Below are 13,295 nucleotides of genomic sequence, written 5' to 3'. Positions count from 1 at the left end.
GCATCTATGCCCGAGGAGCGCAATGATAAATCCATGAAATGTTATCTAAATTATTAGATAAGGATCTGATTTGAAAATCATTTATACAGACTCATTAGTCATTGGTGCAGGATTGGCAGGCCTTAGAGTCGCGATTGCCACCAAAGAACGAGGCCTAGATACCTTAGTGCTATCGTTAATTCCCGCAAAACGTTCACATTCGGCCGCCGCACAGGGCGGAATGCAAGCCAGCCTAGGCAATACTGTTAAAGGCATGGGTGATAACGAAGACATTCACTTTCAAGACACAGTCAAAGGTTCTGACTGGGGCTGCGATCAAGACGTCGCACGCATGTTTGCCCACGTTGCACCTAAAGCGATCCGAGAACTCACCAACTGGGGCGTGCCTTGGTCAAGGATTTCCGCCGGCCCGCGCGAAGTCATCATGAACGCGCAAAGGGTAACGCTCAATGAGGCCGAAGAAGCTCACGGCCTGATCAATGCCCGCGATTTTGGTGGCACTAAAAAATGGCGTACCTGTTACACCGCAGACGGCACTGGCCACTCTTTACTGTACGCGGTCGATAACCAAGCTATCTCCATGGGCATTCCAGTACATGAACGGATTGAAGCACTGTCGCTTATCCATGACGGTAAGCGTTGCCATGGAGTCATTGCCCGCTGTTTAGTCACAGGTGAATTGCGCGCTTATGTGGCCAAATCCACCACCATCGCCACTGGTGGTTATGGCAAGATTTATGAAATATCGACCAATGCCACCATCTGCGAAGGCATAGGCCAAGCGTTAGCACTCGATACTGGTGTCGCCACCTTAGGCAATATGGAAGCGGTGCAGTTTCACCCTACCGCCATAGTGCCCGCGGGGATCCTTACCACTGAAGGTTGTCGTGGTGATGGCGGTATCCTGCGCGATAAAGACGGCCACCGCTTTATGCCAGATTACGAGCCAGAGAAAAAAGAACTCGCCTCCCGCGATGTGGTTTCCCGCCGCATGACAGAGCACATGCGTAAAGGTAATGGTGTCGAAAGCCCTTACGGCCCGCATCTGTGGCTGGATATTACGCAGCTGGGCCGTGAGCATATCGAAACTAACCTGCGCGAAGTGAAAGAGATTTGTGATTACTTCCTCGGTATCGATCCTTGCAAAGATTGGATCCCCGTCAGGCCTACCCAGCATTATTCCATGGGCGGCGTGCGCACCAATGCCACAGGCGAGAGTCCACAACTCAAAGGGCTGTTCAGTGTCGGAGAAGCGGCCTGTTGGGACATGCATGGTTTTAACCGTTTAGGCGGTAATTCGGTGGCAGAAACTGTGGTCGGCGGCATGATCATCGGTAAATATGTGGCTGATTTTTGTGAGAATAACGACTTAGAAATTGATACCGCACTGACCCAAAAATTCATTGATAAATTGCAGCAAGAAATCGATGGACTGGTCGAAGGCAACGGCACAGAAAACCCCTTCCAAATAAAGAAAGAAATGCAACGCATCATGATGAACTACGTCGGGATCTTCCGTAATGGACCCGAGTTAGATAAAGCCATCAAAGGCTTGAAAGACTTACTGCTGCGGGCAAAAAATCTTGGCCTTAAATGTAAAAAACGTCACGCTAATCCTGAGTTAGTCGAAGCGCTGCGCGTCACCCGTATGTTAAAAGTAGCCCTAACCGTCGCCTGTGGCGCAGAGGCTCGCACTGAAAGCCGCGGCGCCCATTCACGGGAAGATTACCCACAACGCAATGATAAAGATTGGCTCAACCGCACACTGGCAACTTGGCCTGATGCAGAATCACTTGAACCAGTACTGCGTTATGAAGCGCTAGATGTGATGAAAATGGAGCTACCACCGGGATACCGGGGCTACGGTAACGACAATACTATCGCCCATCCAGATACCGAAAAACGCGTACAAGAAATCAATCAAGTGCTCGCGAGCTTAGGTGATGACCCCGATAGAGACACACTGCAGCGAGCCCTGATGCCATACGAGCTGCCAAGCCACCTGCAGGCTCCTAATGAACGCCTCAGCGATACCTTAGCGATCACTCCAGCCCAACCGGTAGGAAACAAACCACTATGAGCCGTCAAATCAGCTTTAATATCTTCCGCTACGATCCGCAAGATGGCCAAGACAAGCCAAAGATGGAACGTTATCAGTTGACTGAAACACCGGGCATGACAGTATTTATCGCCTTAAATCAACTACGTGAGCTACAAGACCCTTCACTGCAGTTCGACTTTGTCTGCCGCGCGGGCATCTGTGGCAGTTGCGCCATGGTGATCAATGGTTTCCCCACGCTTGCCTGTCGCACGTTAACGGCAAATTATCCTAATGGCGAAATCACCCTCATGCCGCTACCTGGCTTCGAGCTGATTGGCGACTTATCGGTGAACACGGGTAAATTTATGCGTGAATTAGCCGAACGCTTAAAACTGTGGCTGCATCCTAGACCCGATGATCAGGACATTCATCGCCTCGAAAATCCAATGGCACCCGAAGAAGCCGCGCGGATCTATGAGCTAGAACGCTGCGTCGAATGTGGCGTTTGTGTGTCGGCCTGCGCCACCAAACAAATGCGTGACACCTTTGTCGGCGCGGTTGGCATGATGAAAATTGCCCGCTTTGAAATGGATAGCAGAGACAGCCGCAGCGCGGATGATTTCTACCATGTGATTGGCAATCAAGACGGCGTATTCGGCTGTATGACGCTACTCGGCTGCCAAGATAACTGCCCCAAAGATTTGCCGCACATGCAACAAATCGCTTACCTGCGCCGCAAAATGGCCGCGACCATACTCTAATCCTCCCTCTAACGTCCCGCTGTTTCGGCGGGATTGATAGGATTACACCTTTCCAAAACCAGCTGACAGCTTTTATCTGTCAGCTGCTGAGTTACGAAGCCTAATTTTCTTAGTTAGGCGCCTCCCCAGCACTATCATAAGTGCAGCTCCTTACTACTAGCGATACAGCTCAATCGGCAACAAAATCCATTAGCGTAACGCGAGTAGTTGTTATGTAAGGAAACATAAATGAAACCGTCTAAACTCACATCAGCCATACTTGTGCTGAGCTTTGCCACACCTATTTTTGCCGTTCAAGCCAATAATACAGCAGAAACCAATGACGAATTACGCACTGAGTTACAACAAATTCAGCAGAGACTCGCCATGCTCGAAGCTCAAGAAAATGAGCCATCAGTGCCATCGGATACCCAGTTTAATTTTTATGGTTCTTTACGCCCAACCTTCGGCCTGACCCACACTAACTCGGACGATGTGTGGGATGTAGGCGATGCGAACTCGCGGATTGGTTTTGCTGCAGAGCACCAACTCGGTAATGGCTTAGTCGGTTTTGCGAAAGGGGAATTTAAGGTCGATATCAAAGATGACGGTGACTTTGGCGATGCGCGCAAAGCCTATGTCGGATTAAAGGGATTTTTTGGTAGCGTAGCCATAGGTAAACAAGCCGTCACGCAGGAAATGATTTCCGATCCCGTTGATATCTTTAACCGCTCAGGAACCCCACTCGCCTATGACAGTGCGAGCCCATTCAGGCTCAATAATCTCGTGACCTATCGTAAAGAGTTTGGCGACCTATTATTTTCGGCCGATGCACAATTCGACGGCAATAAAGGCAGTGGCGGCAGTGACTTCGTTAACACGGGTATCCGTTATAAAACCGACTTCATCTACATTGCCGCGGCTTTTTATAATAAAGAGTTAGAGGACAACAAGGATGAAAATACATTTGGTGTAACCCTAGCAAAAAATTTCAATTCTCTGTTCCTCGCCGCAGCCTACCAAAACATTGAAAAAGACAGCGTCGATGGCACCACATTGGATGGTTCAACACTGGATGTAGTTGCAAGCTATCCCATCACTGACAGCTATAAAATCAAGCTAGGCGTGTCCAAATATGACGATGGCGACAATGACATCACCTCCGCGAAATACAATGCCTATAACACTACGCTGGAATGGCATAAAACACCGAAATTCAGCACCTTCATCGAATATCAAAAAACAGATTTTGAATACCGCGAAACCAATGACCAGATCATGCTAGGCATGCGTTATAACTTCGATTATACGTTCTAAGTTTCTATCTCAAACGTATCGTTATGTGAGCAAGCGAGGTGAAAGATTTAGCAACCTAACCCACGCTTCACGGCACAAAAACTAAAAGCATAAAGACAAGAAACAACAAAGCCACGACTCGCGTGGCTTTGCTTATTTAAGACGATACCGTCTTTATGCTTCGATACGTTCCAAATTAAAACTTAACAGAACTATATCTCCAGCATACCTCAGAATGGAATATCGTCATCCCAGCCATCATCCAAATCTGGAGTGAAGTTTTGCTGTGGTTGTGGCGCTGGACGCTGTGCCGGTGCTGCAGGCGCTTGATAAGCTGGTGCTGGAGCGGCTTGTGGCTTAGGCGCATAACCACCTTGTTGTGGTTGTTGAGCCTGTGGCTGACCATAACCTTGCTGCTGGGCAGGTGCTGGCGGAGCATATTGTTGCTGAGCTGGCGCTTGGTAAGCAGGTGCTGCTTGAGGCGCTGGCGCATATTGATTTTGCGCAGGCGCGGCTTGTTGTGGTGCAGATTGATAACCTGCGTTTTGTGGCATGCCGCCCATTGGCGCGCCTTGTGCTTGTCCACCTTGACCACGGCTACCTAGCATTTGCATGCTACCGCTTTGGTCGATAACCACTTCAGTGCTGTAACGGTCTTGACCACTTTGGTCTTTCCACTTACGAGTTTGCAGTTTACCTTCAAGGTAAACCTGTGAACCTTTACGCAGGTATTCACCGGTAATTTCAGCTAATTTGCCGAACAGAACCACACGGTGCCATTCAGTACGCTCTTGCTGTTGACCCTGTTGGTCTTTCCACGATTCGCTAGTCGCTACTGTGATGTTTGCGACTGCATTACCGTTTGGCATATAACGCACTTCTGGATCTTGTCCCAAATTGCCAACCAAAATTACCTTGTTAACACCACGACTGGCCATTGAAATCTCCTGCGATTCTTTAAATAATCTATTAATTCAGTATGTTGTTTATCTTTATTGCCATAGAGGAAAATCAGCTTCCCCAAATACCACACGGCAGACCAGATATTATTGAGCAGAGCCTAACACAGCTCGTGCTTCTCTTAAATCGAAATGCTCGTCTACCTTGAGATAAGCTACTTTCTCGTCCAGCACGACTATGGCTTCAACAACGCCCATTAATTGGGATAACTGGGTTGCCATATCGCGCGCTTGCGCCTTGTCTTTCACTTCAGCTTCTAAGGTGTAACTCTTTAACAGCACAGGATTTTGCATGCCTAATGTCAGGAATAACCAAATAGACATTAAGATCACGGCAACAATAAATACCCCGACTGCGCCCACGAGCTGGAAAGCACCACCACCGAGCATACCACCACAAAAAGCCCCTAAAAACTGGCTAGTAGAATACACGCCCATGGCCGAACCTTTTTCGCCGACGGGGCAAAATTTAGCAATCAAACTTGGCAGTGAGGCTTCTAAATAGTTAAACCCTGTAAAGAAGAGCACCACGGCAAAACTCAATACCCAAAGATTGCTCGCAAATGCGGCCATCGACAGCAATGCCACTATCATGATCACGAGGGCAATTTGGAACATCGCCTTAGTATTTTTGCGCTTAACCCCTATGATGATTAGCGGCACCATCAAAATAAATGCGCCCACAAAGGCGGGGAAATACAGCATCCAATGTTTTTCTTTCACTAGACCCGCATCCACCAGATCCAGCGGTAGTGCCACAAATACTGCGGTGAGCACTAAATGCAGGATAAAAATCCCAGCGTTAAGCCTAAATAATTGCGGCTCGAGGAACATACGTTTGAGCTTAGCGGGCGTTGCTAAAGTGTCTCCTTTGGGTGCCTGAGTGATGGGATTAGGCACTAAAAACTGGATCAACAGCATACCGACAATAGCCAATACCGCCGTTAACCAAAACAACCCAGTCAACCCAAGATGTTGCGCAACGATAGGCCCCATTAGCAAAGACAGGGCAAAAGATAACCCGATACACATGCCAATAATCGCCATCACCTTAGTGCGCTGCTCGTCGCGGGTTAAATCCGCGGCAAGCGCCAGCACGGCAGCGGCAATCGCGCCCATACCCTGTACAGCTCGACCAAAGACAACGCCATAAATCGTATCTGCGTTAGCAGCGATAACACTGCCAATAGCAAACAATACTAAGCCACCGAGAATAATCGGCTTACGACCATATTTGTCAGATAAAATCCCCATGGGGATTTGCAGCACGGCTTGAGTCAGGCCATAGGCGCCGATAGCAATACCCACCCACAGAGGCGAAAAGCCTTCGAGATGCTGACCATAAAGTGCAAAGACGGGCATGATCATAAACAAGCCCATCATGCGCAAACCAAATACACTGGCTAAAGAAAACGCGACTTTTTTCTCAGTACCCGAAAGTCCGTTGTTACCCATGATTTTGCCCTGGATTGAAGTCTTTTAAGGGGCGCATGTTACCACACCCAAAAGGATTTGCTCAAAAGGAAATAGTGGCCTAAACCACTGACTATACACTTAGCTTTTATCTCGTTTATCACGGACCTATATTGACTGTGTCTGAGTTAACATCTTTATTTTTAACGCTCAGACACAGGGGAATGAGTCTAACATAGTGTTCACAATTGTCCTGTGAGTCAGTGCGCAACAACAGTATTAATCTTAGTTAATCCATTCCATCCACAACATCCCGCAAAGCAGGTCGACTTAAAGCCAGTGCCAGCCCTAGGATTGGTGCAGATCACAGAATCAACTAAACTCAGCGGCGGAACTGTGCGATACTTGTGCTCATTTTTTTAAGCATATGGCATTAGAGCGATAGATGGATAAGATTGAAATACGCGGCGCACGCACCCACAATCTCAAGAATATCAACCTGACTATCCCAAGGGATAAACTGATTGTCATCACGGGCTTATCGGGATCTGGCAAATCCTCCCTCGCTTTCGATACTTTATATGCCGAGGGCCAGCGACGTTATGTCGAGTCCCTATCTGCCTATGCTCGCCAATTTTTGAGTTTAATGGAAAAACCCGATGTGGACCATATCGAAGGCTTAAGCCCGGCGATATCCATAGAGCAAAAATCCACCTCCCATAACCCACGTTCGACCGTGGGCACGATTACCGAAATTTATGATTACCTGCGCTTGATGTTTGCCCGCGTGGGTGAGCCGCGTTGTCCGACACATAATCAACCCTTGGCGGCACAAACCGTCAGTCAGATGGTCGATAAAGTGTTGGAAATGCCCCAAGACAGCCGCTTGATGCTGCTTGCACCTGTGGTCAACGCCCGTAAGGGTGAACACGTTAAATTGCTCGAAGGTCTATCGGCGCAGGGTTATATCCGCGCGCGTATCGACGGTGAAGTGTGTGACTTAACCGATCCGCCAACCTTAGACTTACACGTTAAACACACGATTGAAGTGGTCGTCGACCGGTTTAAAGTGCGTGACGATATCAAGCAACGCTTAGCGGAATCCTTCGAAACTGCGCTAGAACTCTCCGGCGGCATAGCGACCGTTGCCAGCATGGAAGACGACACTGGTACTGGTAAATCCAAAGGCGAAGAACTGATCTTCTCGGCCAACTTTGCCTGCCCGCACTGCGGTTATTCGATGGCGGAATTAGAGCCAAGGATCTTCTCCTTTAACAATCCCGCCGGCGCGTGCCAAACCTGTGATGGTTTAGGGGTACAACAATTTTTCGATCCTGAGCGCGTGATCACCAATACCGAGCTTTCACTGGCGGGCGGTGCGATTCGCGGCTGGGATAGACGCAACTTCTACTATTTCCAAATGCTTAGCTCACTCGCCGAACACTATAAGTTCGATGTCGAAGTGCCCTACGAGCAGCTTAGCGAAAAAGTCCGCAAAATCGTACTTTACGGCTCAGGTAAAGAAAGTATTGCCTTTAAATACATTAATGACCGCGGTGATGTGGTGGTGCGTAATCACCCCTTCGAAGGCATTCTAAACAACATGGACAGGCGCTATCGCGAAACCGAAAGTAACTCGGTACGTGACGAATTAGCCAAGTTTATCAATACCCAAGCTTGTCAAAGCTGTGGTGGCTCGCGCTTACGCGAAGAAGCACGTAACGTGTTTTTAGGTGATATCAACCTGCCACAACTCACCACTTGGTCGATTGGCGAAGCCTTGGACTACTTCGAGAAAGTCGAATTTAGCGGCCAAAAGGCGCAGATTGCCGAGAAGATTTTAAAAGAAATCCGCGATCGCTTAGGCTTCCTCGTCAACGTGGGCCTCAATTATTTGAGCCTATCGCGCTCGGCAGAAACCCTCTCCGGCGGTGAAGCCCAACGTATTCGACTCGCCAGCCAAATCGGTGCAGGGCTCGTCGGCGTGATGTATGTGCTCGACGAACCTTCAATCGGCCTGCATCAAAGGGATAACGAACGTCTGCTGCAAACCCTGATCCACCTACGAGATTTGGGCAACACTGTGATTGTGGTCGAACATGACGAAGATGCGATCCGTATGGCGGATCACGTGATCGATATCGGCCCAGGCGCAGGTGTACACGGCGGCGAAGTCATTTGCGACGGTCCGATTGAGAAGATCATCGCCTGTGAAGAATCGGTCACTGGCCAGTATATTTCTGGTAAGCGCAGCATTCATATCGATACGCCGCGCATTCCGTTCGACAAAAACCAAGTTATTCAATTGTTTGGCGCGCGCGGCAACAACCTGCGCAATGTGGATTTAACCATTCCCATTGGCCTATTCACCTGTGTGACGGGTGTATCAGGTTCGGGTAAATCAACCTTAATCAACGATACCTTCTTCAAAATCGCCCATAGAATGCTCAATGGGGCGACTGTGGACGAGCCTTCACCCTATGACCGTATCGAAGGGATGGAACTGTGCGACAAAGTGGTCGATATCGACCAAAGCCCGATTGGCCGCACACCGCGCTCAAATCCGGCCACTTATACCGGCATCTTCACCCCAATTCGCGAGATTTTTGCCGGAACCCAAGAGTCGAGGACTCGCGGTTATCAAGTCGGCCGTTTCTCCTTTAACGTTAAAGGTGGCCGCTGTGAGGCTTGCCAAGGCGATGGCTTGATCAAGGTAGAAATGCACTTCCTACCCGATGTGTATGTGCCCTGTGATTCTTGTAAAGGTAAGCGCTACAACCGCGAAACCTTAGAAGTACGCTATAAAGGCAAGAATATTCACGAAGTACTGCAGATGACAGTGGAAGATGCGCGTCAGTTCTTCGATGCCGTACCTGCCATTGCCCGTAAGCTACAAACCTTGATGGATGTGGGTTTGTCCTATGTGCGTCTCGGCCAAAGTGCGACCACTCTTTCAGGCGGTGAAGCCCAAAGGGTGAAACTTGCCAAAGAGCTGTCTAAGCGTGACACGGGCCAAACCTTGTATATCTTGGATGAACCGACCACGGGCTTACATTTTGCCGATATTCAATTGCTGCTCGACGTGTTGCATCGTCTCAAATCCCACGGCAACACGATTGTGGTGATTGAGCATAATCTGGATGTGATCAAAACCGCAGACTGGATTATCGACTTAGGCCCAGAAGGTGGCGGTGGTGGTGGTATGATTTTAGCCACAGGCACGCCGGAAGAAGTCGCCGAGCATCCAACCTCCCACACGGCACGCTTCTTAAAGCCACTGCTAAAACGGGATATCGAGCTGGCAAAGGCCAATAAAGCTAAGGCTTAACATTCGGCTCACGCCGCCGTTGGTCTGAATAATAAAAGCGCAGTCGCCCTAAGCACTGCGCTTTTTTCGCTCAGCAATCCAATATGCTTAAGCTATCGCATACATATAGATCTCATTGAATTAGAATCGGATTTAGGCAAAGATGATATTCATCTTCTGGCGAAGGCTTCAGCGATAAGGAATGTCCATGCGTGATAGCACTCAGTCCCCAGTGACTCACCTTATATTACCGAAGCAGTATCAATCACTTTTAAGTAAAAACCTAAGCGACATAAACCTAAGCGCATCGACTCTATTCAACCACAATCGCATCGGTCAGCTGCTCGCCAAGTTCAAGATCACGCACCTTATAAGACATCAATCCCAAAGACTTGGCTTATTAGCACTGGCCTGCGTTGTTACAACGACCCTCACTGGCTGCGCTAACTCAGCCGAAACCTGTGCACGCACAGAGCTAAAACTCACTTGGGCCGAGCCCACAGAGTTACAAGTGACAGTCACAGTATTAAGTTCGGATGAATTTGAAGGCCGCAAAACCCAAACCCAAGGTGCGGCAAAAAGTCGTGACTATATAAAGCAGCAATTTCAGGGGCTAGGTTTACAGCCTTGGGGAGCGGACTTTATCGTGCCCTTTGAATATCAAACCTTCTTCACCCAAGAAACTGGCGCCAACGTAGTCGCCACCGTGATGGCGGCAGAACCGACGAATCGATGGCGCATTATCGTCGCCCACTATGATCACTTAGGCATGAGCGGCAGCAGGATTTACCACGGCGCCGATGATAATGCCTCGGGCGTCGCCGCTATGCTCGCTATTGCCAAACATTGGCAACAGCAATTTGCCCTACAACCCAATACCTTGCCTAAGGTGAACCTGATGTTTGTGGCAACCGATGCCGAAGAACCTGGGCTCTATGGCAGTATCGCCTTGGTAGAGCAACTCAAAACCCGCCTGCCAGAAGCGACTTTTGAGCTGATGTTGAATTTAGATATGGTGAGTCACCCCGGCAGGCCCTATGCGATTTACCTCGAAGGCAGTCGAAACTTCACTCAGTTCAATCAATTTAAACCCCTACTGAATCAACAGAACCGACTTTGCATTAAACTCACGCACCCTAAACCCGTTGGTCGAAGCATACAAAGTACCGATTGGCTGCGGGCGTCGGATCATTACCCCTTCCACAAAGCGAATATCCCTTGGCTGTATTTTGGTGTGCCGACCCATCCCCAATATCACACACCAGAGGATACCGTCGCGACAATCGACATCACTTTTCTTGCGGCAGTGACAGAGTCAGCATTCGAGTTACTTCAATTAAATGTTGAATATTTAAAGAATTAATGGGAAGTGGCGCGTTTCTTGCTCAGTTTTAGCGAAAAAAATGCAGAAAACAGGTTAAATAGCGTGACTCTGATTGGTAAAGTGGCCGCCATGCTGCTATAATCCGTCGTTCGCGGGAAATCGACACGGGGTTGATTTTCTGTCTGTGAAACTTTAGCGCCATTTCGCGCGCGCATCCACAAGGCTACAACCCAATGTCATCCGATGAAAGAACTTTCCGTGAACTCGGCCTATCCGAGAATTTGTTGCGTGCTCTTGACGAGCTAGGTTATGAAAAACCAACGCCAATCCAATCAGCCAGTATCGATCCACTTATGGCTGGCAAAGATATTTTAGGTCAAGCGCAAACAGGTACAGGTAAAACTGGCGCCTTCGCGCTGCCGCTATTGAACAAGGTCACCAGCCAAACTACACCGCAAATTTTAGTATTAGCGCCAACGCGTGAATTAGCGGTTCAGGTTGCCGAAGCATTCAGTAGCTATGCCAAATTTATGAAGAATTTCCACGTTCTGCCAATTTACGGCGGTCAAAGCATGCAACAACAGTTGAATGCCCTGAAACGCGGCCCACAAGTTATCGTTGGTACGCCTGGTCGTGTAATGGACCATATGCGTCGCGGCACCTTGAAACTCGATTCATTACAAGCCTTAGTGCTCGATGAAGCCGATGAAATGTTAAAAATGGGCTTCATCGATGATATCGAATGGATCCTTGAGCACACGCCAAGCGAACGCCAACTGGCGTTATTCTCTGCCACTATGCCAGAGCAAATTAAGCGTGTTGCTAACCAGCACTTACGTAATCCTGTACATGTTCGTATCGAATCAAGCCAAACTACGGTTGAGTCAATCGAACAGCGTTTCGTACAAGTATCACAACACAACAAACTTGAAGCTTTAGTACGTGTATTAGAAGTTGAAAACACTGAAGGTGTGATCATATTCGTGCGTACTCGTAACTCATGTGTTGAGTTAGCTGAGAAGTTAGAAGCCCGCGGTTATGCTTCATCACCACTACACGGTGACATGAACCAGCAAGCCCGTGAGCGTGCAGTTGACCAACTGAAACGTGGCAAGTTAGACATTCTGATCGCGACTGACGTTGCGGCCCGTGGTCTTGACGTTGAGCGTATCGGTCACGTTGTGAACTACGATATTCCGTATGATGCCGAAGCTTATGTACACCGTATTGGCCGTACAGGCCGTGCTGGCCGTACTGGTATGGCGATCCTGTTTGTGACTAGCCGTGAAATGCGCATGCTGCGCACTATCGAACGCTCAACTAACAGCCGTATTTCACCGATGAAAATCCCAAGCCCAGAGACTGTTGCAGAACGTCGTCTGTCTCGCTTAGGTGAGCAATTGGCTGAAACAATCAACGGCGATTTAGATTTCATGAAAGAAGCTGTTGCTCAATTATGCCAACAGTTAGAAGTCGATACCGATCTGCTAGCCGCTGCATTATTACAGCAAGTTCAGCAAGAACGTCCTTTGCAATTGCCAGCCATTCAAGAACGTGTTCGTGATGAACGCAGTGAGCGCACTGAACGTAGCGACCGCGGAAGTGATCGTAATGACCGTGGTGGTGAGCGTGGTGAACGCAGAAGTCGCGAACCGCGTCCAATGCCAGCAAGCTTAGGCTCAGCTGAAGCGTTGAAAGACAACCCAGATTTAAAAATGTGCCGTTACGTGATCGACGTAGGTCGTGAGAATGGTGTAGGTGTGGGTAACATCGTTGGCGCTATCGCGAACGAAGCTAACATCGACAGCCGTTACATTGGCGCAATCCAACTTTACGATGCAGTGACCACTGTTGACCTGCCAGACGGCATGCCAAAAGACGTGTTACAGCACCTACGTAAAGTACGTGTTTGTGGCAAGCCATTGAACATCCGCGAAGCTGGCGATCAAGTATTTGTTGATTCAGGCCGCAGTGCTCGTTCAGACCGTCCTGCTGGTGACCGTAAACCACGTGGCGATCGTCCAACAGGTGACCGCCCAGCGGGTGATCGTAAGCCTCGCGCTGCGTCTACTGGTGATAAGCCATTTGCTGACCGCAAACCACGTGCAGACAAACCTGCCGGTGAGCGTAAGCCACGTAAACCACGTGAAGACTAATCTAGCTTAAGCTAGAGACTAAAAAAGGAGCCTAGGCTCCTTTTTTGTTGGCTTAACAT

General features: G+C 49.0%; 8 protein-coding genes. 6 read left to right on the top strand and 2 right to left on the bottom strand.

Annotated features, from left to right (window positions below):
• Positions 1 to 70 precede the first annotated feature (70 nt).
• The 3 genes from L5M40_RS10545 to L5M40_RS10535 all read left to right on the top strand — a co-directional run bounded on the left by L5M40_RS10545 (position 71) and on the right by L5M40_RS10535 (position 4,098).
• Positions 71 to 2,080: a fumarate reductase flavoprotein subunit gene (locus tag L5M40_RS10545; protein WP_263176422.1), complete on the top strand. Its 2,010-nt coding sequence runs from the start codon at positions 71 to 73 to the stop codon at positions 2,078 to 2,080.
• Positions 2,077 to 2,802: a fumarate reductase iron-sulfur subunit gene (locus L5M40_RS10540; protein WP_105251338.1), complete on the top strand. Its 726-nt coding sequence runs from the start codon at positions 2,077 to 2,079 to the stop codon at positions 2,800 to 2,802. Before L5M40_RS10545 ends, L5M40_RS10540 begins: the two co-directional genes overlap by 4 nt.
• A 228-nt stretch (positions 2,803 to 3,030) precedes the next feature.
• Positions 3,031 to 4,098, top strand: a complete 1,068-nt coding sequence (locus L5M40_RS10535) for a porin (RefSeq protein ID WP_168825595.1) — start codon at positions 3,031 to 3,033, stop codon at positions 4,096 to 4,098.
• A gap of 209 nt (positions 4,099 to 4,307) precedes the next feature.
• Here L5M40_RS10535 and ssb read toward each other — a convergent pair whose 3' ends face one another.
• A complete protein-coding gene (gene ssb, locus L5M40_RS10530; RefSeq protein ID WP_131524379.1) occupies positions 4,308 to 5,015 on the bottom strand; it encodes a single-stranded DNA-binding protein in 708 nt (235 codons plus the stop codon).
• Positions 5,016 to 5,123: 108 nt separating this feature from the next.
• A complete protein-coding gene (locus L5M40_RS10525) occupies positions 5,124 to 6,491 on the bottom strand; it encodes an MFS transporter (RefSeq protein WP_263176439.1) in 1,368 nt (455 codons plus the stop codon).
• Positions 6,492 to 6,894: 403 nt separating this feature from the next.
• On the opposite strand from L5M40_RS10525, the gene uvrA reads away from it, so the two are divergent.
• The 3 genes from uvrA to L5M40_RS10510 all read left to right on the top strand — a co-directional run bounded on the left by uvrA (position 6,895) and on the right by L5M40_RS10510 (position 13,236).
• Positions 6,895 to 9,777, top strand: a complete 2,883-nt coding sequence (gene uvrA / locus L5M40_RS10520; protein ID WP_105251335.1) for an excinuclease ABC subunit UvrA — start codon at positions 6,895 to 6,897, stop codon at positions 9,775 to 9,777.
• Between the two features lie 187 nt (positions 9,778 to 9,964).
• Complete coding sequence (locus L5M40_RS10515; protein WP_105251334.1) at positions 9,965 to 11,119, top strand: M28 family peptidase; 1,155 nt, start codon at positions 9,965 to 9,967, stop codon at positions 11,117 to 11,119.
• A 194-nt stretch (positions 11,120 to 11,313) separates the two neighbouring features.
• Positions 11,314 to 13,236, top strand: a complete 1,923-nt coding sequence (locus L5M40_RS10510) for a DEAD/DEAH box helicase (RefSeq protein ID WP_011847889.1) — start codon at positions 11,314 to 11,316, stop codon at positions 13,234 to 13,236.
• Positions 13,237 to 13,295 lie beyond the last annotated feature (59 nt).

The organism is Shewanella sp. SM68, assembly GCF_025653925.1.
Taxonomy (GTDB): domain Bacteria; phylum Pseudomonadota; class Gammaproteobacteria; order Enterobacterales; family Shewanellaceae; genus Shewanella; species Shewanella oncorhynchi.
This window is presented reverse-complemented; position numbering and strand designations above follow the sequence as displayed.